29 protein-coding genes are annotated in these 24,765 nt (G+C 56.7%); 26 read left to right on the top strand and 3 right to left on the bottom strand.

Annotation, left to right across the window (positions count from 1 at the left end):
- Positions 1–5 precede the first annotated feature (5 nt).
- The 19 genes from nuoF to AC2FLG_RS12640 all read left to right on the top strand — a co-directional run bounded on the left by nuoF (position 6) and on the right by AC2FLG_RS12640 (position 17,222).
- A complete protein-coding gene (gene nuoF / locus AC2FLG_RS12730) occupies positions 6–1,304 on the top strand; it encodes an NADH-quinone oxidoreductase subunit NuoF (RefSeq protein ID WP_142635179.1) in 1,299 nt (432 codons plus the stop codon).
- A 5-nt stretch (positions 1,305–1,309) separates the two neighbouring features.
- On the top strand, positions 1,310–1,726 hold the full coding sequence (locus AC2FLG_RS12725) for an MAPEG family protein (RefSeq protein WP_142634887.1): 417 nt from the start codon (positions 1,310–1,312) through the stop codon (positions 1,724–1,726).
- Positions 1,726–2,109 carry a hypothetical protein gene (locus AC2FLG_RS12720; protein WP_142634885.1) on the top strand — a complete coding sequence of 128 codons (384 nt, stop codon included), beginning with the start codon at positions 1,726–1,728 and terminating at the stop codon, positions 2,107–2,109. The genes AC2FLG_RS12725 and AC2FLG_RS12720 overlap by 1 nt, the downstream gene beginning before the upstream one ends.
- A gap of 98 nt (positions 2,110–2,207) precedes the next feature.
- Positions 2,208–2,612, top strand: coding sequence for a DUF5333 domain-containing protein (locus tag AC2FLG_RS12715; protein WP_271950189.1), 405 nt, complete (start codon positions 2,208–2,210; stop codon positions 2,610–2,612).
- A 20-nt stretch (positions 2,613–2,632) separates the two neighbouring features.
- On the top strand, positions 2,633–3,058 hold the full coding sequence (locus AC2FLG_RS12710) for a DUF5333 family protein (RefSeq protein ID WP_142634883.1): 426 nt from the start codon (positions 2,633–2,635) through the stop codon (positions 3,056–3,058).
- 8 nt (positions 3,059–3,066) lie between these two features.
- Positions 3,067–5,088, top strand: a complete 2,022-nt coding sequence (gene nuoG, locus AC2FLG_RS12705; protein WP_496706461.1) for an NADH-quinone oxidoreductase subunit NuoG — start codon at positions 3,067–3,069, stop codon at positions 5,086–5,088.
- Positions 5,089–5,292: 204 nt separating this feature from the next.
- Positions 5,293–6,330, top strand: a complete 1,038-nt coding sequence (gene nuoH, locus AC2FLG_RS12700; RefSeq protein ID WP_496690845.1) for an NADH-quinone oxidoreductase subunit NuoH — start codon at positions 5,293–5,295, stop codon at positions 6,328–6,330.
- A gap of 1 nt (position 6,331) precedes the next feature.
- Positions 6,332–6,826: an NADH-quinone oxidoreductase subunit NuoI gene (gene nuoI / locus AC2FLG_RS12695; protein WP_496689756.1), complete on the top strand. Its 495-nt coding sequence runs from the start codon at positions 6,332–6,334 to the stop codon at positions 6,824–6,826.
- Positions 6,827–6,838: 12 nt separating this feature from the next.
- Positions 6,839–7,075 carry a hypothetical protein gene (locus AC2FLG_RS12690; RefSeq protein WP_496689757.1) on the top strand — a complete coding sequence of 79 codons (237 nt, stop codon included), beginning with the start codon at positions 6,839–6,841 and terminating at the stop codon, positions 7,073–7,075.
- Entirely contained in the window at positions 7,068–7,478 is a 411-nt protein-coding gene (locus AC2FLG_RS12685; protein WP_496689758.1) for a carboxymuconolactone decarboxylase family protein, read from the top strand. Before AC2FLG_RS12690 ends, AC2FLG_RS12685 begins: the two co-directional genes overlap by 8 nt.
- Positions 7,475–8,077 carry an NADH-quinone oxidoreductase subunit J gene (locus tag AC2FLG_RS12680; protein WP_496706459.1) on the top strand — a complete coding sequence of 201 codons (603 nt, stop codon included), beginning with the start codon at positions 7,475–7,477 and terminating at the stop codon, positions 8,075–8,077. Before AC2FLG_RS12685 ends, AC2FLG_RS12680 begins: the two co-directional genes overlap by 4 nt.
- A 5-nt stretch (positions 8,078–8,082) precedes the next feature.
- Entirely contained in the window at positions 8,083–8,520 is a 438-nt protein-coding gene (locus AC2FLG_RS12675; RefSeq protein WP_496706457.1) for a hypothetical protein, read from the top strand.
- The gene (gene nuoK, locus AC2FLG_RS12670; RefSeq protein WP_050602759.1) at positions 8,517–8,822 is read left to right on the top strand and encodes an NADH-quinone oxidoreductase subunit NuoK; all 306 of its coding nucleotides are present in this window, start codon (positions 8,517–8,519) and stop codon (positions 8,820–8,822) included. Before AC2FLG_RS12675 ends, nuoK begins: the two co-directional genes overlap by 4 nt.
- 6 nt (positions 8,823–8,828) lie before the next feature.
- On the top strand, positions 8,829–10,979 hold the full coding sequence (gene nuoL / locus AC2FLG_RS12665; protein WP_496706455.1) for an NADH-quinone oxidoreductase subunit L: 2,151 nt from the start codon (positions 8,829–8,831) through the stop codon (positions 10,977–10,979).
- The gene (locus AC2FLG_RS12660; protein ID WP_271950170.1) at positions 10,979–12,523 is read left to right on the top strand and encodes an NADH-quinone oxidoreductase subunit M; all 1,545 of its coding nucleotides are present in this window, start codon (positions 10,979–10,981) and stop codon (positions 12,521–12,523) included. The genes nuoL and AC2FLG_RS12660 overlap by 1 nt, the downstream gene beginning before the upstream one ends.
- Before the next feature lie 15 nt (positions 12,524–12,538).
- Entirely contained in the window at positions 12,539–13,981 is a 1,443-nt protein-coding gene (nuoN, locus tag AC2FLG_RS12655) for an NADH-quinone oxidoreductase subunit NuoN (RefSeq protein WP_496706453.1), read from the top strand.
- Positions 13,982–14,017: 36 nt separating this feature from the next.
- Positions 14,018–14,767, top strand: coding sequence for a biotin--[acetyl-CoA-carboxylase] ligase (locus tag AC2FLG_RS12650; protein WP_496706451.1), 750 nt, complete (start codon positions 14,018–14,020; stop codon positions 14,765–14,767).
- A gap of 11 nt (positions 14,768–14,778) precedes the next feature.
- Positions 14,779–15,558, top strand: a complete 780-nt coding sequence (locus AC2FLG_RS12645; protein ID WP_271950166.1) for a type III pantothenate kinase — start codon at positions 14,779–14,781, stop codon at positions 15,556–15,558.
- Complete coding sequence (locus AC2FLG_RS12640; RefSeq protein ID WP_496706449.1) at positions 15,555–17,222, top strand: ribonuclease J; 1,668 nt, start codon at positions 15,555–15,557, stop codon at positions 17,220–17,222. Before AC2FLG_RS12645 ends, AC2FLG_RS12640 begins: the two co-directional genes overlap by 4 nt.
- 6 nt (positions 17,223–17,228) lie before the next feature.
- Here AC2FLG_RS12640 and AC2FLG_RS12635 read toward each other — a convergent pair whose 3' ends face one another.
- Positions 17,229–17,933, bottom strand: coding sequence for an NUDIX hydrolase (locus tag AC2FLG_RS12635; protein WP_496706448.1), 705 nt, complete (start codon positions 17,931–17,933; stop codon positions 17,229–17,231).
- 25 nt (positions 17,934–17,958) lie between these two features.
- On the bottom strand, positions 17,959–18,357 hold the full coding sequence (locus AC2FLG_RS12630) for a DUF983 domain-containing protein (protein WP_271950164.1): 399 nt from the start codon (positions 18,355–18,357) through the stop codon (positions 17,959–17,961).
- A gap of 223 nt (positions 18,358–18,580) precedes the next feature.
- On the opposite strand from AC2FLG_RS12630, the gene AC2FLG_RS12625 reads away from it, so the two are divergent.
- The 4 genes from AC2FLG_RS12625 to AC2FLG_RS12610 are packed head-to-tail and all read left to right on the top strand — an operon-like array spanning position 18,581 to position 20,473.
- Positions 18,581–19,048 (top strand): EF-hand domain-containing protein, encoded by a 468-nt coding sequence (locus tag AC2FLG_RS12625; protein ID WP_496701754.1) that lies wholly within the window; start codon positions 18,581–18,583, stop codon positions 19,046–19,048.
- A gap of 6 nt (positions 19,049–19,054) precedes the next feature.
- Positions 19,055–19,669: an RNA polymerase sigma factor gene (locus AC2FLG_RS12620; RefSeq protein WP_281994866.1), complete on the top strand. Its 615-nt coding sequence runs from the start codon at positions 19,055–19,057 to the stop codon at positions 19,667–19,669.
- The gene (locus AC2FLG_RS12615; protein WP_281972823.1) at positions 19,662–20,003 is read left to right on the top strand and encodes a hypothetical protein; all 342 of its coding nucleotides are present in this window, start codon (positions 19,662–19,664) and stop codon (positions 20,001–20,003) included. The genes AC2FLG_RS12620 and AC2FLG_RS12615 overlap by 8 nt, the downstream gene beginning before the upstream one ends.
- Complete coding sequence (locus AC2FLG_RS12610) at positions 20,000–20,473, top strand: periplasmic heavy metal sensor (RefSeq protein ID WP_496690837.1); 474 nt, start codon at positions 20,000–20,002, stop codon at positions 20,471–20,473. Before AC2FLG_RS12615 ends, AC2FLG_RS12610 begins: the two co-directional genes overlap by 4 nt.
- A 5-nt stretch (positions 20,474–20,478) precedes the next feature.
- Here the strand turns inward: AC2FLG_RS12610 and AC2FLG_RS12605 are convergent, their stop codons facing one another.
- On the bottom strand, positions 20,479–21,879 hold the full coding sequence (locus AC2FLG_RS12605; protein WP_496691037.1) for a diguanylate cyclase: 1,401 nt from the start codon (positions 21,877–21,879) through the stop codon (positions 20,479–20,481).
- A gap of 87 nt (positions 21,880–21,966) precedes the next feature.
- On the opposite strand from AC2FLG_RS12605, the gene AC2FLG_RS12600 reads away from it, so the two are divergent.
- From AC2FLG_RS12600 to AC2FLG_RS12590, 3 genes are all read left to right on the top strand, one after another.
- On the top strand, positions 21,967–22,251 hold the full coding sequence (locus tag AC2FLG_RS12600) for a DUF3572 domain-containing protein (RefSeq protein ID WP_496690836.1): 285 nt from the start codon (positions 21,967–21,969) through the stop codon (positions 22,249–22,251).
- 25 nt (positions 22,252–22,276) lie between these two features.
- Positions 22,277–22,972 (top strand): HAD family hydrolase, encoded by a 696-nt coding sequence (locus AC2FLG_RS12595; RefSeq protein WP_496706447.1) that lies wholly within the window; start codon positions 22,277–22,279, stop codon positions 22,970–22,972.
- 118 nt (positions 22,973–23,090) lie between these two features.
- Positions 23,091–24,650 (top strand): trimethylamine methyltransferase family protein, encoded by a 1,560-nt coding sequence (locus AC2FLG_RS12590; RefSeq protein ID WP_496690834.1) that lies wholly within the window; start codon positions 23,091–23,093, stop codon positions 24,648–24,650.
- Positions 24,651–24,765 lie beyond the last annotated feature (115 nt).

The following is a 24,765-nucleotide window of genomic DNA, read 5'->3' as shown; positions in this document are numbered from 1 at the left end:
ACATGATGCTGAAGGATCAGGACAGGATCTTTACCAACATCTACGGGATGCATGAGCGTACATTGCGCGGTGCACAGGCCCGGGGGCATTGGGACGGCACCGCTGGCCTGATCGGCAACGGGCGCGACTGGATCATCCAGACGATGAAGGATTCAGGGCTGCGCGGCCGGGGCGGCGCGGGTTTTCCAACCGGTCTGAAGTGGTCCTTCATGCCCAAGGAAAGTGACGGTCGCCCGTCCTATCTGGTGGTAAATGCGGATGAATCCGAGCCTGGCACCTGCAAAGACCGTGAAATCATGCGCCACGATCCGCATACGCTTATCGAAGGCTGCCTGATCGCCTCTTTCGCGATGAATGCGCATACTTGCTATATCTACCTGCGCGGTGAATACATCCGCGAGCGTGAGGCGCTGCAGGCCGCGATTGACGAAGCCTATGACGCCGGTTTGTTGGGCAAGAACGCCGCTGGGTCAGGCTGGGACTTCGATCTGTTCCTGCATCACGGGGCGGGCGCCTATATCTGTGGTGAAGAAACTGCCCTGATCGAAAGCCTTGAGGGCAAAAAGGGCATGCCGCGGATGAAGCCGCCGTTCCCGGCGGGCGCAGGTCTGTATGGGTGCCCAACCACGGTGAACAATGTGGAATCCATTGCAGTAGTGCCGACGATCTTGCGTCGCGGGGCCGACTGGTTCGCAGGCTTTGGCCGTCAGAACAACGCGGGCACCAAGCTGTTTGCGATCTCGGGCCATGTGAACAATCCTTGCGTCGTTGAAGAGGCGATGTCGATTCCGTTTGAACAGCTGATCGAAACCCATTGCGGCGGCATTCGCGGCGGTTGGGACAATTTGCTGGCGGTTATTCCGGGTGGTTCGTCGGTGCCCTGTGTGCGCGGTGAGAATATGCGCGACGCGATCATGGACTTTGACCACCTGCGCAACGATCTGGGCTCGGGCCTGGGTACGGCTGCCGTGATCGTGATGGATAAATCCACCGATATAATTAAAGCGATCTGGCGATTGTCGAAGTTTTACAAACATGAAAGCTGCGGTCAGTGCACACCGTGTCGTGAAGGCACCGGATGGATGATGCGCGTCATGGATCGCCTTGTGCGCGGTGAGGCCGAGTTGGAAGAGATCGACATGCTGTTTGACGTGACCAAACAGGTCGAAGGCCACACGATCTGTGCCCTCGGTGATGCGGCAGCCTGGCCAATCCAGGGCCTGATCCGCAATTTCCGGGAAGAAATCGAAGACCGCATCAAGGCCCAGAAATCGGGCCGCACGGGTGCGATGGCAGCGGAGTGATTCAAATGGAAGTATTCTCGGACTATGGCCATGCACTTGCATCGGTGATGATCTTCACCCTCGTCGTCCTGTTCCTAGCCCCATTTTCGGCAATGGCCAAACAGGGTAAGGGGCTGGCGCCAGGCGCCACGCCCGAGCAAGATTATTCAGACAGGGCCTATCGGTTGAACCGTGCCTATCTGAACGGCACTGAAACGCTTCCTGCTTTTGCGGCGGTGACGATCGCGGCAATTTTGTTGGGGGTCAGCCCGTTTTGGGTAAACTTGCTCGCCTCGGTGGCACTGGTTTCGCGTCTGGCAATGCTGTTTGTTCATCTGCGTGGACTGGGTAAGCCGAACTCTGGCTTGCGCTCGGTTCTTTACGTGGTTGCCTGGCTTTGCATGTTCGTGATGGGGATCATGGCATTGGTGGCGGCGTTTTAATGATTGAACGAACTGTTGATCTTGTGACCAGAACCAAGAATGTTTCCCTCATCGGCGCAGTTTTACTGCTGGTGGCGGTTTCGGCCTGCGGGCTGATTAAGCCTTCGGAAGATCGTATTCTATTCGATGGCAAGTCGTTCAGAGCCAAAGCAAAGCACATCAACAAAAAAGCGTCTCCTTCGGATTTCACCGTTGTGATCAAAGGAGTATCTGCCTCATTGGATGGTGCACGCGAGGCCGGCCGTTATGAGGGCACCAAGTTTTGCATCGCGAATTTCGGATCCTCCAGGATCGACTGGAAGGTCGGGCCGGATACCGAACCACAAAACCTTCAGATCAACGATGACAGACTAACCTTTGCCGGGAGCTGCCGCCGTCCATGAAGCGGTTTTTTGCATATCACGCCGTGACAGGCCCATTGCTATTGCATAGCAATGCTGGCCTCCGTCGTCTTGGTCTTTCCAAGACGAAAGGATTTGTCATGTCTGGTATCAAAATGCTTGCCGTTGCAACGGCGCTGACACTGCCTGCGGTTGCTTTGGCTAAACCTCCCTTGCGCGAAGTCAAAGAGATCGACAACGAACTCTATTACATCGCTATCGCGAACGAAATTTCGGAATACTGCCCCTCCATCAGCGGGCGGCGTATGAAGGCGATTGGTGTGATGTGGGGCTTGCGGTCGAAGGCGAACCAGTTGGGCTATTCCGACAGTGAAATCCGCTCCTATGTCGATTCGGATGCAGAAAAAGACCGAATGCGCGCCAAGGGCGAGGCCTATCTGGCCCAAAATGGCGTGTCGTATGACCGGCCGAATTCCTTCTGTACGCTTGGTCGCGCGGAAATTGAAAGAAACAGCGCCATCGGCGTGTATTTGAGGGCGAATTGAGTATGGGTTTCAGAGCTTTGATGATGGGCTTTGCTGGTGTTTTGCTTTTGGTCTTAGCTGGATGCGAGTCAACATCCAGCCAAGCTTTGGACGCTGACACATCTCGCGCTCAGTTTCGTACACAGGTTCCGCAGAGCCTCTATGATGTGGCCTTTGCCAACGCTATGGCAGAGCAGATTGCAGGCGGTTGTCCGAATTTGTCGCTCAATCGTTCGCAGATCAGGCAAAGCATGAAAACGGTAGCTGACGACCTAGAAGCCAAGGGGTATCGGGAAAGTGATTTTGTCTATCTCGAAAGAAATTTGCCGCGGAAGCGGATACAGGACGACGCTATTCGCTATATCCAAGGAAACGGCATCGTGATTGGCGTTCCAGATACGATGTGCTCGGCAGGGCGAAGCGAAATCGCCAAAAAATCTGCTATCGGCACATTCCTGAAAGGGTAGTTTAAATCATGTCTGACCTCCGCAAAGTTAACATCGACGGACAGGAAATCGAAGTCGATGGTGCGATGACCCTGATTCAGGCCTGCGAACAGGCCGGGGTCGAAGTGCCGCGCTTTTGCTATCACGAGCGTCTGTCGATTGCCGGGAACTGCCGGATGTGTCTGGTCGAAGTTGTTGGGGGGCCGCCTAAACCTGCGGCCTCTTGTGCCATGCAGGTGCGCGATCTTCGTCCGGGGCCGGAAGGGCAGGCACCGGTGGTCAAAACCAACTCGCCCATGGTCAAGAAGGCCCGCGAAGGAGTGATGGAGTTCTTGCTGATCAACCACCCGCTGGATTGCCCGATCTGCGATCAGGGTGGCGAGTGCGATCTGCAGGATCAGGCGATGGCTTATGGCATGTCGGGCACGCGGTTTAAGGAAGCCAAGCGCGCGGTCGATGATCTGGATCTGGGTCCGCTGGTTGGTACCGCGATGACCCGCTGCATCAGTTGCACCCGCTGCGTGCGCTTTACAACCGAAGTGGCCGGGATCACTCAGATGGGTCAAACCGGGCGGGGCGAAGACGCCGAGATCACGTCATATCTGAACCAGACGCTAGATTCGAATCTGCAAGGTAATATCATCGACTTGTGCCCTGTCGGGGCGCTGACCTCGAAACCCTATGCTTTCACCGCGCGCCCTTGGGAACTGACCAAGACCGAAAGCATCGACGTGATGGATGCCTTGGGTTCGAACATTCGCGTGGATACCAAAGGGCGCGAAGTCATGCGCTTTTTGCCGCGCAATCATGATGGCGTGAACGAAGAATGGATCAGTGATAAGACGCGGTTTGTGTGGGACGGCCTGCGTCGTCAGCGGCTGGACAAGCCATACCTGCGTGAAAACGGTAAGCTGCGCCCGGCGACGTGGCCCGAGGCGTTGACCAAAGCGGCCGAGGCGTTGAAAGGGGCTGAAAAGCCCGCCGGTATCGTGGGCGACTTGGCCCCGGTCGAGGCTACGTTTGCTCTGAAGCAGATGATTGAAGGGCAGGGTGGGGTTGTCGAATGCCGTACCGATGGCGCCAAGCTGCCAGCGGGCAACCGCGCGGCCTATGCCGGGACCGCCGCGATCGAAGATATCGACAGCGCCGAGCGCATTCTGCTGATCGGAACCAACCCGCGCGATGAGGCGCCGGTGCTGAACGCGCGCATTCGCAAAGCCTGGGCGCATGGGGCCGAGATTGCTGTGGTCGGCCCGGCAGTCGATCTGACCTATGACTACCACCATGTCGGCGATGATCGTGCGGCATTGCAGCAGGTGGTGGATATGGGCGGAGATGATGAGGTCAAAGGCAAACGCTCGTTGGTCATCATTGGTCAGGGTGCATTGCAGGAAGCGGATGGCGCTGCGGTTTTGGGCGCTGCGCAAACCATTGCGGCGAATACCGAAAGCGGTTTGATTGTCCTGCACACAGCCGCCTCACGTGTTGGTTCTATGGATGTCGATGCAACCAACGAAGGTGGCATGGATACAATCAGCGCGGCGGATGTGATCTATAATCTCGGTGCCGATGAAGTTGAAATCGGCGACGGCGCCTTTGTCATCTATCAGGGCAGCCATGGCGATCGAGGTGCGCACCGCGCCGACGTGATCCTGCCGGGCGCAGCCTATACCGAGGAAAACGGCCTGTTCGTGAACACCGAAGGCCGCCCGCAACTGGCGATGCGTGCCGGGTTTGCACCAGGTGAGGCTAAGGAAAACTGGGCGATCCTGCGCGCTTTGTCTGCCGAACTGGGTGCGACGCTGCCTTATGACTCGCTGGCGCAACTGCGCACCGCGCTGATCGAGGCGGTGCCGCATCTGGCCCGTATCGACGAGGTGATCGAAAACGAGGTTCAGGCGCTGAAGCTCGGCCCTCTGGGCAAGGCGAGCTTCCGTCACACCGTCAAGGACTTCTACCTGAGCAACCCGATTGCACGGGCCTCGCAGTTGATGGCTGAGCTATCGGCGCAGACGCAGGCACGCAAAGGCGAAAAGATCGCGGCGGAATGAACCGAAACTCTGTCATATCGCATCTCGACCCTGTGCTGGTCGGACAGGGGCTCGCCCCTGTTTTGCCTATGAAACGGAATAAAAAGGGTGGCGTAGCGGCTGCAGATGCTGTTTACACCAACGCGCCGACCCAGACGCACTTTGCGCAGGCACATGGCCTTAGCATTTCGTGCGGAAAACGGAATACCCACGGTGTGAGGACCAATGGCTGAATTCTTTAACACCCCAGGCGGAATAGCCCTCATCATTCTGGCACAAGTGCTTGCCGTTGTGGCCTTTGTGATGATTTCGCTGTTGTTCCTTGTCTATGGAGACCGCAAGATCTGGGCGGCGGTTCAGATGCGCCGTGGCCCCAATGTGGTGGGCGTCTATGGCCTGCTGCAAACGGTGGCCGACGCGCTGAAATATGTGGTTAAAGAGGTGGTTATCCCAGCGGGTGCAGACCGCACCGTCTTTATCCTCGCGCCGTTGACCTCATTTGTTCTGGCGATGATCGCCTGGGCCGTGATTCCGTTCAACGACGGCTGGGTGCTGTCGGATATTAATGTCGCCATCCTGTATGTCTTCGCCGTGTCCTCGTTGGAGGTTTATGGCGTGATCATGGGAGGGTGGGCGTCGAACTCAAAGTACCCTTTCCTTGGCTCATTGCGCTCTGCCGCTCAGATGATTTCCTACGAGGTCTCGATTGGTCTGATCATCATCGGTGTGATCCTGTCGACCGGGTCGATGAACTTCGGTGACATCGTGCATGCGCAAGACGGGCGCTTTGGGTTCTTCAGCTGGTACTGGTTGCCGCATTTCCCAATGGTCTTCCTGTTCTTCATCTCGGCGCTGGCCGAAACCAACCGCCCACCGTTTGACCTGCCAGAGGCGGAATCCGAACTGGTCGCGGGCTATCAGGTCGAATACTCGGCCACGCCTTTCCTGTTGTTCATGGCTGGCGAATATATCGCCATTTTCCTGATGTGCGCGCTGACCACGCTGCTGTTTTTCGGCGGCTGGCTGTCCCCGATCCCGGGCCTGCCCGACGGCGTGTTGTGGATGGTCGCTAAGATGGCGTTCTTCTTCTTCCTCTTCGCAATGGTCAAGGCGATCACACCGCGCTACCGCTATGACCAGCTGATGCGGCTGGGCTGGAAAGTGTTCCTGCCCTTCTCGCTGGCTTGGGTAGTCTTCGTGGCCTTTGCGGCGAAATTCGACTGGTTCTGGGGCGCGTTTGCGCGTTGGAGCGTAGGAGGCTGATATGACCCAAATCGACTACACCCGTGCCGCCAAGTATTTTCTTCTACAGGATTTCTGGGTCGGCATGAAGTTGGGGCTGAAGTATTTCTTCGCACCGAAGGCCACCCTGAACTACCCGCATGAAAAGGGTCCTCTGTCTCCGCGTTTTCGCGGTGAGCACGCCCTGCGTCGTTACCCCAACGGTGAAGAACGCTGTATTGCCTGCAAACTCTGCGAGGCGATCTGCCCTGCACAGGCCATTACAATCGACGCCGAACCGCGCGAAGATGGCAGCCGCCGTACCACGCGCTATGACATCGACATGACCAAGTGCATCTATTGCGGTTTCTGCCAAGAGGCCTGCCCGGTCGATGCCATCGTCGAAGGTCCGAATTTCGAATTCGCCACGGAAACCCGCGAAGAGTTGTTCTACGACAAGGAAAAACTGCTGGATAACGGCGAACGCTGGGAAGCCGAGATCGCCCGCAATCTGGAAATAGACGCGCCGTATCGCTAAGCGAGAAAACTAATGAATGACGCAACAGAAAGTTTCCAATTTCATGTGTCCGGTCTGCCGGCGCTGTTGTTAATATTGGGCATAGCATTTTTGGCCGTTGGTATTCCCTCGCTAAAGATTGCGAAAAGAACAGGTTCATCGAAATGGCTGGCACTTCTGATGTGTATCCCATTCGTGAACATCATTGTCATTTGGGTTTTTGCGAACTCTCCCTGGCCCAAGGTTGATGGGAAATTGATCAATGAATGACGCCCCGACAAATCCGTTTGAGCTGATGATGAAGCAGGCGCAGGACATGGCCAAGGCGATGAACCCTGCGATGGAGAGCTTCTCGCCCAAAGGGTTCGAAACTCTATGGCCGACCATGCCGAAAGAAGTCATGGAGATGATGTTCGGCAACACCGTCAACAAAGACGGGTTGGATGCCAAGACCCGCCTGTTGCTGACACTGGCCGGGCTGACCTGTCAGGGCGCGCAGGCGGATGCGGCGGTGCGTCAGACCGTGCGCCACGCTGTGGAAGCCGGTGCCAAGAAACAAGAGATCGTGGAAACGATCGGTCAGATGTCGGTCTTTGCCGGCATCCCGGCCATGACCCGCGCGCTGGAATTGGCGCAAGAGGTCATGGGCGATAACGAGGATGAGGATCAATGACCGTCTTTGCCTTCTATCTGTTCGCCATCAGCGCCATCACCGGCGGGCTGTTCACCGTGATCAGCCGCCAGCCGGTGCATTCGGTGCTGTGGCTGATCCTGTCCTTCCTGTCCGCGGCGGGGTTGTTCGTGCTGCTGGGGGCCGAGTTCGTGGCCATGCTGCTGATCATCGTCTATGTCGGCGCGGTCGCGGTGCTGTTCCTGTTCGTGGTGATGATGCTGGACGTGGATTTCGCCGAGCTCAAGGCCGAGATGGCGCGCTATATGCCGCTGGCCTTGCTGATCGGTCTGGTCATCCTGATGCAGTTTGTCATGGCCTTTGGGGCCTGGGACAGCGCGCAGGGTGCGGCGGCCAATCTGGCACAGCCGGTTCCAACCGACCGCCACAACACCGAGGCACTCGGCGTCATCCTTTATGATCAATACTTCCTTCTGTTCCAACTCGCGGGCCTGATCCTGCTGGTGGCCATGATCGGCGCGATCGTGCTGACTCTGCGCCACCGCAAGGACATCAAGCGTCAGGACATCATCGGCCAGATGATGCGCGACCCGGCCAAGGCGATGGAGCTGAAGGACGTGAAACCGGGGCAGGGGTTGTGAAGTTCATGATGGCCGCTGCAATACTCATATGTTCGGTTACGACGTCTCACGCGGAGACGAGCCTTGTACCACCGGAAGAGTGCACTGGGTATGATGGTACCTTTGAATTTGATATTCCCGGCATTCATGACTGGTGGGTTGCAAGAGAAACTGGTTGCGTAAACTCCGGTTACTCTTGGACCGTCATGTCATGCGCCACGGGTGAAACACTCGACGTTATTGTCAAAGGTTTTAATGCAGACAATCTGAAATTTGATCTGAGTTTGGAATTGAAGGTGCTCAGAGAAGAATATGCCAACCTCGATACTCCACCAATGCTGACCGAGGTTATTTCCGACCTCTCGGTGATCGGTGCCGACCCAATTGTGCGCGATGAGCATCTTGATCCTGGGAAATTCTGCAACACGAAAACTGTCTCAGATGAAGGCGAAGCGAAGCTATGATCGGACTTGAACACTATCTTACGGTCGCGGCGACGCTGTTCGTCATCGGCATCTTCGGTCTCTTCCTGAACCGCAAGAACGTCATCATCCTGCTGATGAGCATCGAACTGATGCTGCTGGCGGTGAATATCAACCTTGTGGCGTTCTCCAGCTTCCTGGGCGATCTGGTCGGGCAGGTGTTTACGCTGTTCGTGCTGACCGTGGCGGCGGCCGAGGCGGCGATCGGGCTGGCCATTCTGGTCTGCTTCTTCCGCAACCGCGGCTCGATCGCGGTTGAAGACGTCAATATGATGAAGGGGTAAGGGCACATGGAAACCACCATCCTCTTTGCCCCGCTGGTGGGCGCGATCCTGTGCGGGTTCGGCTGGAAGTTCATTGGCGAGAAAGCCGCCATGTGGACCGCCACGGGCCTGCTGTTTCTGGCCTGTCTGCTGTCGTGGATCGTGTTCCTGACATTCGACGGTCACACCCAGCAGATCGAGATCATGCGCTGGATCGAGAGCGGCTCGCTCTCGACAAGCTGGGCCATTCGTCTGGACCGGTTGACCGCGATCATGCTGATTGTGGTGACGACCGTCTCGGCGCTGGTGCACCTGTATTCCTTTGGCTACATGGATCACGATCCGCAATGGCGCGAAGGCGAAAGCTATAAGCCACGCTTCTTTGCATATCTGTCCTTCTTTACCTTTGCCATGCTGATGCTGGTGACGGCGGATAATCTGGTTCAGATGTTCTTTGGCTGGGAAGGTGTGGGCGTCGCGTCCTATCTGCTGATCGGGTTCTATTACCGCAAGCCAAGCGCCAATGCGGCGGCGATGAAGGCGTTTATCGTCAACCGGGTTGGGGATTTTGGCTTTGCGCTTGGAATCTTTGCGCTATTCCTGCTGACCGACAGCATCAATTTCTCGGACATCTTCGCCTCTGCCCCGGCATTGGCCGAAGAGAAGCTGCACTTCCTGTGGGGTGAATGGACCGCGATCGAGGTGATCTGCGTTCTGCTGTTCATCGGTGCGATGGGCAAATCGGCACAGTTGTTCCTGCACACCTGGTTGCCGGATGCGATGGAAGGTCCGACGCCTGTATCAGCCCTGATCCACGCCGCGACCATGGTGACTGCGGGTGTATTCCTGATCTGCCGCATGTCGCCGCTGATGGAGTTTGCGCCGGGTGCGACCGGGTTCATCACCTTCCTCGGCGCTTCGACGGCTTTCTTTGCAGCGACCGTGGGTTTGGTGCAGACCGATATCAAACGCGTCATCGCCTATTCGACCTGTTCGCAGCTTGGTTACATGTTCGTGGCCGCAGGCGTTGGCATGTATTCGGCGGCGATGTTCCACTTGCTGACCCATGCGTTCTTCAAGGCGCTGCTGTTCCTTGGGGCCGGTTCTGTGATCCACGCGATGCATCACGAGCAAGAGATGACGGAATATGGCGGGTTGCGGAAGAAAATCCCCTATACGTTTTGGGCGATGATGATCGGTACGCTGGCTATTACCGGGGTTGGCATTCCGCTGACCACATTCGGTTTTGCCGGGTTCTTGTCCAAGGATGCCATCATCGAAAGCGCCTTTGCCGGAGGCACCGGCTATGCGTTCTGGATGCTGGTGATTGCGGCGGTATTTACGTCATTCTACAGCTGGCGTCTGATTTTCCTGACCTTCTATGGCGAGCCGCGCGGGGACAAACACACGCACGACCATGCGCATGAAAGCCCGTTGGTCATGCTGGTTCCGTTGGGCGTTCTGTCGCTGGGTGCGGTTTTCGCCGGGATGATCTGGTATGGCAACTTTTTTGGCCACACCGACAAGGTCGGCCAGTTCTATGGCATTCCGGTTGCAGAGGCTTCGGTGGATGGCCACGCGGCAGAGGGTGCGCATGGGGACGATACCCATGCCGAAGATGATCACGGCGACGATACGCATGCGGATGCTGGTCACGCGGAGGACAGCCATGGTGAGAAGGGCGCGCAGGGCGGCGATCACCATTATGCCTTTGTTGGAACGCCCGGAGAAGGCGCGCTCTACATCGCACCGGACAATCATGTGCTGGACGATGCGCATGCTGTTCCGAAATGGGTCAAGTTCTCACCCTTCGTTGCGATGCTGCTTGGTTTCATCGTGGCCTATTGGTTCTATATCGTGAATACGACGTTGCCCGCGCGCTTGGCAGCAAACCAGCGTCCGCTTTATCTGTTCCTGCTGAACAAATGGTACTTTGATGAGATCTATGACGCGATCTTCGTCAAACCTGCCTTGGCACTTGGGCGGTTCCTGTGGAAACGCGGCGACGGCAACACGATTGACGGTTTCCTGAACGGGGTAGCGATGGGCATCGTGCCATTCTTCACCCGCCTCGCAGGCAAGGCGCAGACTGGTTACATATTTACCTATGCCTTCTGGATGGTCCTGGGAATTGCTGCCCTGGTCACCTGGATGTCGATCGGCGGAGGCGCACACTAATGGACAATATCCTCTCGATCGTCACCTTCATCCCCGCAGCGGCGGCCGCCATACTGGCGCTGTTTCTGCAGGGCGACGATGCAGCCGCGCAACGCAATGCCAAATGGGTGGCCATGGTTGCGACGACGGTGACCTTCCTGGTCTCGATTGGCATCTATACTGGCTTTGATCCTGAAAACACTGGCTTCCAGATGGTGGAAGAGGGCCAGTGGCTGATGGGTCTGAAATACAAGATGGGTGTGGATGGCATCAGCGTCCTGTTCGTGTTGCTGACCACTTTCATTATGCCGCTGACAATTCTGGCCAGCTGGAATGTGACAGACCGCGTCAAGGAATACATGATTGCTTTCCTGCTGCTGGAAACGCTGATGCTTGGCGTGTTCATGGCGCTGGACCTGGTGCTGTTCTACCTGTTCTTCGAAGCGGGTCTGATCCCGATGTTCCTGATCATCGGCATCTGGGGTGGTAAAGAGCGCATCTATGCCAGCTTCAAGTTCTTCCTCTACACGTTCCTTGGCTCTGTGCTGATGCTGGTGGCTATGGTTGCGATGTATGCGGATGCAGGCACGACGGATATCGAAGCGCTGATGGCGCATCATTTTTCGTCCGACAGCTTTACCGTTCTGGGCATCCATATCGTAGGCGGTATGCAGACGCTGATGTTCCTGGCGTTCTTTGCCTCATTTGCGGTGAAGATGCCGATGTGGCCGGTCCACACCTGGCTGCCGGATGCACACGTGCAGGCGCCGACCGCAGGGTCGGTCGTGCTGGCGGCGATCCTGTTGAAGATGGGTGGCTATGGCTTCCTGCGGTTCAGCCTGCCGATGTTCCCGGTGGGGTCGGCGGTGATGACCGATCTGGTGCTGTGGATGTCGGCCATCGCTGTGGTCTATACCTCGCTGGTTGCACTGGTGCAGGAGGACATGAAAAAGCTGATCGCTTATTCCTCGGTCGCGCATATGGGCTTTGTCACCATGGGCATCTTTGCGGCAAACCAGCAGGGGGTCGACGGAGCCATCTTCCAGATGCTCAGCCACGGGTTCATCTCGGCGGCGCTCTTCCTGTGTGTCGGCGTGATCTATGACCGGATGCACACCCGCGATATCGAGGCCTATGGCGGTCTGGTAATCCGGATGCCGGCCTACGCGCTGGTCTTCATGCTGTTCACCATGGCCAATGTTGGCCTGCCGGGCACCAGTGGGTTCATCGGAGAGTTCCTGACCCTGATGGGCGCATTCCAGGTCAATACCTGGGTGACTGCTGTGGCCGCGACTGGTGTTATCTTCTCGGCGGGATATGCTTTGTGGCTGTATCGTCGGGTCGTATTTGGGGATCTTATCAAAGAAAGCCTCAAGGCGATGACTGATATGAGCTCGCGCGAGCGGTTGATATTTGCCCCCCTGATCGTCATGACGATCCTGCTGGGTGTGTATCCATCGCTGGTAACAGATGTGATTGGCAACTCGACTGCCGCGCTGATTTCGAACTATGATACGGCTCTGGCCGCGGCTGAGACCGCGACCCAGACAGCCGCCTCGCATTAAGGAGGCTTTGGAGACATGATCCAGGCTGATCTGACAATTATCCTGCCAGAGATCGTTCTGGCACTATATGCGATGGCGGCATTGCTTGCGGCTGTTTACACCACCAAGGACGGGCTTGCGCCGACATTGGTCTGGGTGACAGCAGGGCTGATGGCGCTGCTGGCGTTCTGGATCGCCACCAATGGCGACGGGACGAACATCGCGTTTAACGGCATGTTCGTTGATGACGGATTCGCGCGCTTTGCCAAAGTGGCGATCCTGCTATCTGCCGCTGCCGTTTTGATGATGAGCCAGGACTATATGACCCGCCGCGGGTTGTTGCGTTTCGAATACCCTTTGCTGGTGGCGCTTGCCGCTGTCGGCATGATGATGATGGTCAGCGCGGGTGACCTGATGTCTCTGTATATGGGGCTCGAGCTGCAGTCGCTGGCACTCTACGTTGTGGCTGCGCTGCGTCGTGACAGCGCCAAATCCACCGAGGCTGGCCTGAAATATTTCGTTCTGGGCGCGCTTAGCTCGGGCTTACTGCTGTATGGGGCTTCGCTTGTCTACGGCTTTACGGGTACCACGCTGTTCTCGGGCATCATTCAGACCGTTCACCACGGCGATGTGACCCTCGGGTTGCTGTTCGGGTTGATCTTCCTGATCTCGGGGCTCGCGTTCAAGGTTTCGGCTGTTCCGTTCCACATGTGGACGCCGGATGTCTATGAAGGATCGCCCACACCAGTCACTGCCTTCTTCGCCACGGCGCCCAAGGTGGCCGCCATGGCCCTGTTTGCCCGCGTGTTGCACGACGCATTTGGAGGTGTCGTAAAGGACTGGCAGCAGGTGATTGTACTCTTGTCTGTTCTGTCTATGCTGTTGGGGGCCGTGGCTGCCATCGGACAACGCGACATTAAACGGCTGATGGCGTTTTCGTCGATTGCCCATATGGGGTATGCGTTGATCGGACTGGCGGCTGGGACCGAGCTGGGTATCAAGGCGATGCTGATGTATCTGGCGATTTACGTGACCATGAATGTCGGAACTTTCGCCTTTATCCTGATGATGGAACGGGACGGTAAACCTGTTACTGACATTGACGCTTTGCGCCAGTATTCCAAACGCGATCCGGGTAAGGCTCTGGCCGTGCTGATCCTGATGTTCAGCCTTGCCGGTGTTCCACCGATGCTTGGGTTCTTTGCGAAATTTGGCGTCTGGCAAGCGGGTATTGAGGCTGGCCTGACCGGTCTGGTTATCATGTCTGCCATCGCCTCGGTGATCGGTGCATTCTATTACCTACGGATCGTATACTATATGTATTTCGGTGCCGAGAATGAGGACCCGATCGACGCAAATTCGTCTCCGGTTCTGTGGGTTGCTCTGATGGGGTCAGCTGCATTGATGTTGGTTGGCGTATTCTATCAGTTTGGGATAGAGGGCGCAGCGGCAGCTGCAGCGGCGACGCTTGTTAACTGATTTCGACCATTGCCCGCGGCCTAATGTTCTTGTGACATGAGCGATTGGCCGGATGGATATGGCCTGCATGTATTGCAAGAGGTCGATAGCACTCTGAACGAAGCCGCCCGGATCGCGCCGATGGCTCAGGGTCCGGTCTGGATCCTGGCGCACCGCCAGACACAGGCACGCGGTCGGCGCGGACGGGTCTGGACCAACCCCGAGGGAAATCTTGCCGCAACGCTGCTGATGCGGCCCGCAGGACGCCCGGAACAGGCCGCTCTGCGCAGTTTTGTCGCCGCCTTGGCCCTGTTTGATGCATGTGTGGCGGTCACCGGACGCATATCGGGTTTGTCGCTAAAATGGCCCAATGATGTGTTGCTGAACGGTGGCAAGCTTGCGGGGATACTGCTGGAAAGTACCGGGCAGGGGCGGGACGTCTCGCATTTGGCAATCGGCATCGGCGTCAATCTCTCGCAGGCACCGACTGCAGATAAAGTCGAACCAGGTGCGCTAAGGCCGGTTTCGCTGTTGTCCGAGACAGGGGCAGATGTCACCACCGAAGATTTTTTGACCGAGCTTGCATCGGCCTATGCGCGTTTTGAGGCCCAGTTTGTAACCTACGGGTTCGAACCCATCCGCGCTGCCTGGTTGTCCCGCGCAGCTAAGCTGGGCGAGGTCATCACCGCGCGTACTGTCACCACTGAGACGGTCGGGACCTTCGAAACGGTGGACGCACGGGGTAACCTTGTCCTAAACACCGCGAAGGGCCGCGTCAGCATACCTGCGGCAGACGTATTTTTCTGAAAGGGGCACCAATGCTTCTAGCCATCGACTGCGGCAACACCAATACCGTTTTCTCGATCTGGGACGGTGAGGAATTCGTCTGCACGCTGCGCACGTCTACGCACCATGCCCGTACGGCGGATGCCTATTTCACTTGGTACTCTACGCTGGTCAAACATTATGAGATCCAAGCTGATATCACCGATGTGATTATCGCCTCGACCGTGCCGCGTGTGGTTTTCAATCTGCGCGTCTTTGCGGACCGGTTCTTTGGCTGTCGCCCATTGGTCGTGGGCAAGCCGGAGTGTCTGCTGCCTGTCAGCCCGCGCATTGATGAGGGTACGGTCCCTGGCCCGGATCGCCTGGCCAATGCGGCCGGGGCATTTGAACGGCATGGTGGGGATGTGGTTGTTGTCGATTTTGGAACGGCCACCAACTTTGACGTGGTGTCTTCGGATGGAGCATATGTCGGCGGCATCATCGCCCCAGGTGTAAACCTGAGCCTTGAGGCGTTGCACCAGGGGGCCGCCGCGTTGCCGCATATCGACATCACACGTCCCGAAAAAGTGATTGGAACAAATACGGTTGGCTGCATTCAATCTGGCGTGTATTGGGGCTATTCCGGTCTGATCGAAGGGCTGATTGCCCGGATCAAGGCGGAATATGGCATGCCAATGAAAGTCGTGGGAACCGGGGGGCTTGCGCCTCTGTTCGATCAGGCAGATGTTGGGTTTGACGCTATAGAAGACGATTTGACGATGCACGGACTGACCGTGATCCATCGCTATAACAAGGAAAATGGCTCAACATGAGCAGTGAACGACTGATCTATCTGCCCCTGGGCGGGGCGGGCGAAATTGGGATGAATGCCTATGTCTATGGCTATGGCAAGCCGGGAAAGGAGAAGCTGATCCTTGTCGATCTTGGTGTAACCTTCCCAGATATGGACACAACACCCGGTGTCGACCTGATCCATGCCGATATCAGCTGGCTAAAAGAACGTGCCGACCGGCTTGAGGCGGTATTCGTCACCCATGCCCACGAAGATCATGTCGGCGCTGTGGCGCATTGCTATGACGACTTGGGCGCCCCGATCTATGCACGCGCCTTCACCGCAAATCTCGCGCGTCGCAAGATGGAAGAGAAAGCCCATCCGACAGACGCGGTTCAGACCCTGTCAGCCTGGCCTGAACAGGTGACGGTTGGCCCGTTTACAGTCGGGTTTTTGCCGGTATCGCACTCTATCCCCGAAAGTGCGGCGCTTGTCATAGACTCGCCTGCGGGGCGGATCGTGCATACTGGGGATTTCAAGCTGGATGCCAACCCTGTAGTAGGTGAACCGTTCGATCAAGACCTTTGGGCAGAGATTTCAAAGGACGGTGTGAAAGCATTGGTCTGCGACAGCACGAACGTGTTTTCAACGCATGCGGGCCGCTCGGAATCCGAGGTCGGGCCTGAGATCACCAAATTGGTCGAAAATGCCAAATCAATGGTGGTTGCGACGACTTTTGCCTCGAATGTCGCACGGGTGAAGACGCTGGCCGAGGCTGGGCAGCGCGCGGGACGCTCGGTCGTTCTGTTAGGTCGTGCGATGCGGCGGATGATTGAGGCCGCGACGGAAACCGGTATTCTCACGGATTTTCCCAAGGTTATCAGCGCCGAAGAGGCCGTAGATATCCCGCGCCAGAACCTGATGCTGATCGTAACCGGCAGCCAGGGTGAACGCCGTGCGGCCAGTGCCCAGCTTGCACGCGGTAAATACCGCGGGATCGAGTTGAAGGAAGGCGATCTGTTCCTGTTCTCGTCGAAGACGATACCGGGCAATGAGAAGGGCGTAATCTTCATCATGAACCAGCTCAGCGAAAAGGGCGTTGATGTGGTGGATGACAGCTCGGGTCTGTATCACGTCTCTGGCCATGCCAACCGGCCTGATCTGGAAAAAGTGCACGCCATAGTCAACCCACAGATGGTTATTCCCATGCATGGTGAACACCGACATCTGCGCGAACATGCTAAACTGGCCGAAGCGGGTGGTCGTACCGGGGTTGTGGCAGTCAATGGCACGATGCTGGATCTCAGCGGCAATGCCCCCAAGGTCGTCGACTACGTCGAGACAGGCCGAACTTATCTGGATGGAACCGTAAAGGTCGGAGCCTTGGATGGAGTTGTCCGCGACCGCATTCGCATGGCCTTGAACGGGCATGTAACCGTGACGGTTATTTTAGACGAAGAAGACGAACCGTTGGGTGAACCCTGGTGCGATACGATGGGCTTGGCCGAGATCGGAACATCGCGCGCAGCACTGGTCGAAGTTCTGGAAGAGGACCTGAACCAATTCCTCATGCGGGCGGATACCAAAACCCGGCGCGACGATGACAAGCTGGAAGAGGCATTGCGCCGGATCGTGCGTCAGACAGCAAAGACCGAGATCGGCAAAAAGCCCGAGGTGACCACGGTGATCAGCCGAATGAAGTAGGTTCGGCTAGAAGTCCTGTTCGGACATTGGATAGCCTTTGATCTGTAAGAACAGGCTTTGTTCTTCTTGATTGAGGAAGAACGGAACGCTTTGGGGTGGTTCGGGTCGTGTGACCCGGGCTGCAACTTCGGCCAGAACAACTTCGGTTATGAAGGGAAGATCAAGCTCTCGCGCCTTGTTCAACGGAACCCATTGCAGGTGAGACAACTCATCCGAAGCGCGGCCAAAGTCATCCAGATCGCCTTGCAGGGCGTCTGCATCTACCAAAAAGAATCGTGCATCGAACCGGCGAGTACGGCCGGGCGGGGTGACGGCGCGAAAAACAAACTGCAATGACTTTGCAGAGGGCAGAAATCCTGCCTCTGCATAGCTTTGCCAGTCAATCGGCACCTCACCTGTCCAAGCGCCGGGAACTCCAAGCACCAGGCCGGTTTCCTCCCAGAGCTCGCGGATTGCGGCGGCCGCCAAAGCATTCTGCAGCCCGGGCGGAGACTGTTCAGCAAGCCGATCGCGGCAGAGCTGGGACATGTCAGCCGATAGCGGGACCAGGGCGTCCTCTGCGTCTACCGCGCCACCCGGAAACACGAATTTGTTCGGCATAAAAACGGCTTTTGCGCCCCTTTGACCCATCAAAATGGAAGGGTTCGACATCCGGTCCCGCAACACGATAACTGTTGCAGCGTCCCGTATAGCCGTTTTGTCCGTACTCATCTCAGGGCCGACCCAATCATTCCAGTCATCGGTCCGTTTCGAACCCATGCATCCGTCGTGCCCACTGATAGGCGACAACGGCCCCTTTCAGTCGCGGTAGCAGGAATAGTGTCAAGGCTGTACATCCGAATGCAAAAATCAGGAACATGTTCAGCGGGTCAGGGCGCCACTGGACATAAGAGATGTGCAAAGCGGGCGCCAGCAGGTGACCGACCAACAGGATCGTCAGATAGGCTGGACCGTCATCCGCACGGTGATGAAACAGTTCCTGACCACAGCTGCTGCAGCTGTCATTCACCTTCAGGTAGCTGTGCAACAGCTTGCCTTCACCGCATTTTGGGCAGCGGCAACGGAAGCCTTTGATTAGCGCAGGCCGGGTTGGACGGTCGTTCTCGGATATTGTGTCGATCGTTTGATCTGTCATTTTGAAACTCGCGCATTCAGATTGCCCTGATATTGCGCTTGTTTTGCCCCACAGAAAAGGGGGGTGCGTCGCTTTGTGCCGCGATGAGATGTCCGGAAATTATGTGGTCGTTGGCAGTGAGCAACAGAAAAAAATTAAAATTGGGCGACGGAAACCGAAAACTGCACCGTTTTAACCTATGTGAGCAGCGACAAACCGGTCGCGAGAAACAAAGGAAAACGATATGAAAAGCGCGAAACTTATCCCGGCCATTCTGGTATCGGCCATTGCATTGACGGGCACAACCGCCTTGGCTGTCGGTCCGAAAGGCCGAGAGGACGTGACCTTTCAAGAGTTGGACCTGAACAATGATGGTCAGGTCACGCAGGAAGAAATGCAAACCTATAGGCAACAGCGTTTCACCAATGCCGACACCAATGGCGACGGCATGCTGAGCGTCGACGAGATGCAAGCGGCTGGCCAGAAGAAGGCGAATGAGCGTGTGAATCAAATGTTCGAAAAGCACGACGCCAATCAGGATGGCCTCTTATCCGATGATGAGTTGCCCAAGCCGCGCCGTGCTGGCAAGATGTTTGACCGCATCGACGCGGACAAAAATGGCACGATCTCGGAACAGGAATTTGCCGATGCGAAAAACCGGATGGGCTGGCATCACAAAAAACGTGACAAGGCTGGCACCGACGACAGCTAATGAAGGATGCGGGACCTGAGTACCTCATCAACGGGGGCTCGCAGCCAAAGTCAGGCTGCGGGCGACCCTGGAGACGATGCATTGTTGCGGCGGTTCGCCGAGGGTGACGCTGATGCGGCACGCATTTTGACCGATCGGCTTGGGCCGCGCAGTTTTTCGGTGGCGCTCAGGCTGTTGAACGACCGGGCCGAAGCCGAAGATGTCACACAGGAAGCCATGATGCGCCTATGGAAGATGGCGCCGGATTGGGTTGCTGGACAGGCAAAGGTGTCGACTTGGCTTTACCGGGTCACTCTGAACCTGTGTGTCGATATTCGGCGGAAGAAATCGGCGGACAGTCTTTCTGATGTTGCCGAACCTGAAAGCGATGCGATCAGTGCAACCGAACACCTTCAGGATGCCGCTAGGTTGGACGCACTGCAGTTCGCGTTGGCGCAACTTCCGGATCGGCAACGTCAGGCTGTTGTCTTGCGCCATATCGAAGAGTTGCCCAATCCCGAAATCGCGGGAATCATGGATATTTCCGTCGAAGCTGTAGAGAGTCTGACAGCTCGGGGAAAGCGGGCACTGGCACAGCAGTTAGCCGCAAGAAGAGACGAGTTGGGATATGCCGATGGATGAAAATAGCGACCTGAATCACCTGTTTTTACGTGCTCGTCAAGAAAATGAGCCGTTACCCGATGCACTCGCCCTTCGTATTCTGGCCGATGCGGAAACCGTTCGTTTGCAAAGGCTTCAGAAATCACCCCAAGGGTTCTGGGCACAGGCATTGGATAGTTTCTTTGGCTGGCAGGGGATGGGAGGTCTGGCGGCCGCGGGCATTGCTGGCATCTGGATTGGATTGACTGCCCCGGCCTTTTTGCCCGATCCGGCGACGTTGCTTTATTCGCAATCCTCTGGATTTGAGGTTGCGGATATGGATCTGAATACAATCTTCCTGGAGGAAGGCGAATGAGCGAACAGTCAAAACCTAAACGCCGGTGGATGCCTGTCCTGCTGATCGTGTCCCTTGCTATCAATCTGCTAGTCATCGGTGCGGTTGTTGGCACGGCGCTGCGCGTCCGAAACAATGACCACGTCAAAACCCCTCCGGGATTTGGATCGGCGCTTTATCGCGCGCTTCCCAAGCATGAACGCCAGGCGATGCGGGCCGAGCTTTCGGGCCTGCACCGCCAAGGTGTCGATCATCGGACGGCGGATTTTCAAGCCCTTGGCGACGCACTTCGCGCCGAACCCTTCGCGGCTGACGCTGTAGAGACTTTGTTGGGCCAGCAGGCGCAGGTGATGTCAGAGATGCAGTCTGCTTTGCAGGAACAGTGGCTGATCCGTGTGTCAGCCATGAGCCCGAAAGAACGCGTCGAATACGCTGATCGTCTGGAAGATGTGGTGCACCGAAAATCGAAAGCGGGCAGAAAGCGCGACTGACCCGATCAGGCTGCGTGATTCTGGACCATGACCTGATTGCGTCCCGCCTTTTTCGCAGCATACAGGGCCGTATCCGCAGATTTTATCATGTTGTCCAATGGTGCGGGTGGGATGCCCTGGCGAAACGTGTTGTCATCAGCTGTAATGAGGCCGATGCTGATTGTCACTGCGATTGGTTCGGCGGCCTCGGATAGGTCGAATGGACACTGGCAGATGTCGTTGCAGACGGTTCGTGCGATCCCCAATGCCCGCCGCCCTGTAGTTTCAGGCAGACCGATCAAGAATTCTTCGCCCCCGATCCGGGCCACAAAGCCGTCAGAATCAATGGAATTGCGCATGCGCTTGGCTGTTTCGATCAAGACCTGATCGCCTCCGGCATGGCCAAACTTGTCGTTGATTGATTTGAAATGGTCCAGATCGGCCACCATCACGGTAAAACCGCGCCCGGTCTGCGCAGACTGCCGGGCGATTTGCTTCAATGCTCGCATTGCATAGCGGCGGTTATGCAGGCCGGTCAGTGGATCCACCCAGGATTCCGCGATGCCACGCCGCAAAGAATCCCGCATCTGGTCAATTCGGCTTTTGCGGGCAAGCTGGTTATCAAGCCGCAACAGAGTTTCACGGGGGCAGAACCCCGCCATACAGATGGCATCCGCGCCGCGATCCAGCGCTTCGGCAGCCAGAGACGCGTCATCCTTTCTCAAGATGCCGATCAGCACTGTGTGCCGTGTTGCCCCGCGCGATTTCAAATCCGCCAGAACACTCAGGCCTGAAGATTCGCCATCAATTTCGACAATAACCGCGTCCGGGATGGGGCCGGAAAGCAGGCGGTGAAGGTTCGATATCGTGTGAATTGACAAACTGTGATGCGTATGTTCGGACAGCGCCTTCTGCCAAAGCGCCCCGGTTTTAGCGGATTGCGTCAGTAGGGCGGCGCGCGCAGCTTTGGGTGGCGTGGCAAAGGTGCTTGTCGCTTCGGCAAATCCCAAACATGGCGATCCGCTATTGTCTTGCAATTCCTGCGTATCGGCGCGTGCCCGTAACAAGCTGCGAACCCGAGCTAGCAACAACGTGTCCTTGAACGGGTGCGCCAATACATCGTCCAACCCATCTGACAATGCCCTCAACCTTGCGGATTTGTCGTTTTGCGGCGCGATAGCGACAATGGGAATATCCGCCAGATCCGGGTCGGCCATTACCACTTTCTTGACATCAGCCGCCGTTCCATCCGGCAATGACTGCGCGGTTAAGATCAAATCGGGGCGCACACGTTTCAGCAGCCCATCAAGACCCCGCAGATTTTCCCCCTGTGCGACGTGATACCAGGCCGCAGTAAGCTGTACCTTCAGCATAATTCGATTGGTTGAGGTCCCGTCCAGGACAAGGATCGTTCCTTGCACCGACATATCAGTCACCGTTGATTGCATGCGTTGCTAAAGTGTTTATGACTCTGGTTAACAAACCCTTTCCAATATCAGATCAGGGGCTTCTTTATGCCAATTTCCGCTCAATCCGCCGAAACGCTGGCGCTGAATGCCCTTACCTGGCTTGTGGGCAATGATGACCTGCTGCCTGTATTTCTGGGTTCGACGGGGGCTTCGGTACAGGACATCAAAGACAGGGCAGCAGAGCCGGAGTTTCTGGGCTCAGTTCTGGATTTTCTAATGCTTGACGATTCGTGGGTAGTCGAGTTTTGTGACGTCAATTCTGTGCCGTATGATCAGCCGGGCCAGGCCCGCGCCTTGTTGTCTGGTGGCGCGGAAGTTCATTGGACCTGAAAGCCTACCGGGCAGGAGTTTCACAATGCCAATCCAAGCCATCCTGTTCGACAAAGACGGTACCCTGTTTGATTTCGCGGAAACCTGGGGCACGTTTGGGCGCAATTTTTTACTGCGAGTGACGAACGGAGATCATGCCCGTGCGGCCGAGCTTGGGCAGGTGATCGGCTTTGACCTCGAACAGGTTGCCTATTCTGAGGACAGTGTTGTCATTGCGGGCACCGTCGAAGAAATCGCCGAGGTTCTAGAGCCGCACCTCCCGGAAATGCCGCGCGAAGAGTTGGTGGATCTGTTGAATGCCGAGTCGGCCTCATCTCCGCAAGCCCAGGCCGTTCCGCTTATCCCGTTCCTTGATGGGCTGCGCGAGGCTGGGCTGAAACTGGGTGTTGCGACCAATGACGGAGAGATGCCCGCATCCGAACATCTTTCGTCTGCAGGGATCCGCGAACATTTCGATTTTGTCGCCGGTTATGACAGTGGGCACGGATTCAAGCCAGGCCCGGGTCAACTCTTCGCCTTTGCACAGCATGTGGGGGTAAACCCAGAAAACATAGCAATGGTGGGCGACAGCCTGCATGATCTGCAGGCCGGACGGGCAGCAGGTATGAAGACGATCGGGGTTCTGACGGGTCTGGCGCGTGCAGAAACGCTCGAAGCGATGGCCGATGTCGTCTTGCCAAACATCGGACATATACCTGCTTGGTTGTACGAAAATGCGTGATCGGGCTGTGAATTCGGCGGTTCAGACGTCGAAACCGACATAGCCTGTCGCAGACAGAGCGGCCAACAGTACGCGTTCGGGGCTTGCTTCTAGAAAGCCAAGTTCCGAGGAGTGTCCAATGGCCGACAAGAAAGCACGCAGAGGTCGCAGCGGAGGACGGGCCGGTGCCGCCGAGAGACGGGGCGCAGCGGTTATTGATCAGATGCCGTGGAGCCCTCCGATCAACACCGACAAACCAACCGAACCGTTGGACGAGATTGGCGTCGCGGCGATCCACGAGGGCGCAATGCGGATTCTCGAAGAGATCGGGATCGAGTTCTACAACGAAGAGGCAATCGGAATCCTGCGTGAGGCCGGATGTACGATCAACGGCGACAACGTTCGAATGGGCCGGGACTTTGTCATGGAAATGGTGCGTAAAGCCCCATCCACCTTTACCATCACACCGCGTAATCCCGACCGCGCAATCGAGATCGGGGGCAAAAACCTGCTGTTCGGAAATGTGTCGTCCCCGCCGAACTACTGGGATATGGAGATTGGCACCAAGGTACCGGGAAATCGCGAGATGTGCCGGAACCTGTTGAAGTTGACGCAGTATTTCAACTGTATCCATTTTGCCGGTGGATACCCGGTCGAGCCAGTGGATATACATGCCAGCGTCCGGCATCTGGATGTTCTCTACGACAAGCTGACTCTGACCGATAAGGCGATGCATGCCTATTCGCTGGGCAAGGAACGCGTCGAAGACGTCATGGAAATGGTGCGGATCGCAGGGGGTCTGAGCCATGAAGAATTCGAAGCCAAGCCGAGGATGTATACCAACATCAACTCGACCTCGCCGTTGAAGCACGATCAGCCCATGATCGACGGTTGCCTGAGGTTGGCGCGGCGCGGGCAGGCGATTGTTGTGACGCCGTTCACCTTGGCCGGGGCGATGGCCCCCGTCACAATGGCCGGTGCAGTAGCGCAATCCCTGGCTGAGGCGCTGTGCGCGATTGCATTGTTCCAATATGTGCGACCAGGGATTCCTTGTGTCATCGGTACGTTCACCTCGAATGTGGATATGAAATCTGGTGCTCCGGCTTTTGGAACGCCGGAATACATGCGGGCGACACAGATGACCGGCCAGATGGCCCGATTTTATGACTTGCCCCTGCGGTCTTCGGGTGTCTGCGCGGCAAACGTTCCGGATGGCCAATCTGTGTGGGAGACCTCGAACTCATTATGGGCGGCGGTGCAATCGGGCACCAACATGGTCTATCACGCTGCAGGTTGGCTTGAGGGTGGCCTGATCGCAAGCCCTGAAAAGTTCATTATGGATTGCGAGATATTGCAGCAAATTCAGCGGTATATGCAGCCGGAATTGACGGCAACCGGCCCTGACGAGATTGCTCTGGATGCGATCCGGTCAGTCGGCAATGACGGGCATTTCTTTGGCATTCAGCACACTCAGGATCGCTATACCACAGCGTTTTATCAGCCGTTTCTGAGTGACTGGAAGAACTATGAGGGTTGGGAAGTCGCAGGAGGCGTCTGGACCGCTGAGCGCGCGCATCACATGTTCAAGGAAATCATCACCAGCTTTGAAGCTCCGGCAATGGATGAGGGCATCCGAGAAGAGCTTGCCGACTTTGTCGCACGACGCAAAACCGAAGGCGGAGCGCCGACAGATTTCTAGCGTAATCTCAGTCACTTCCACTTCGATACTTGCGTGAATTCTATGTGGTGACGCCCGCGTGTTGGGTGTTTGTTAACAAATTTCAGAGCACACTGCGTGAGAAACCAATTTGAGG

It is taken from the genome of Ruegeria sp. CDSA193 (genome assembly GCF_059611885.1).
This window is presented reverse-complemented; position numbering and strand designations above follow the sequence as displayed.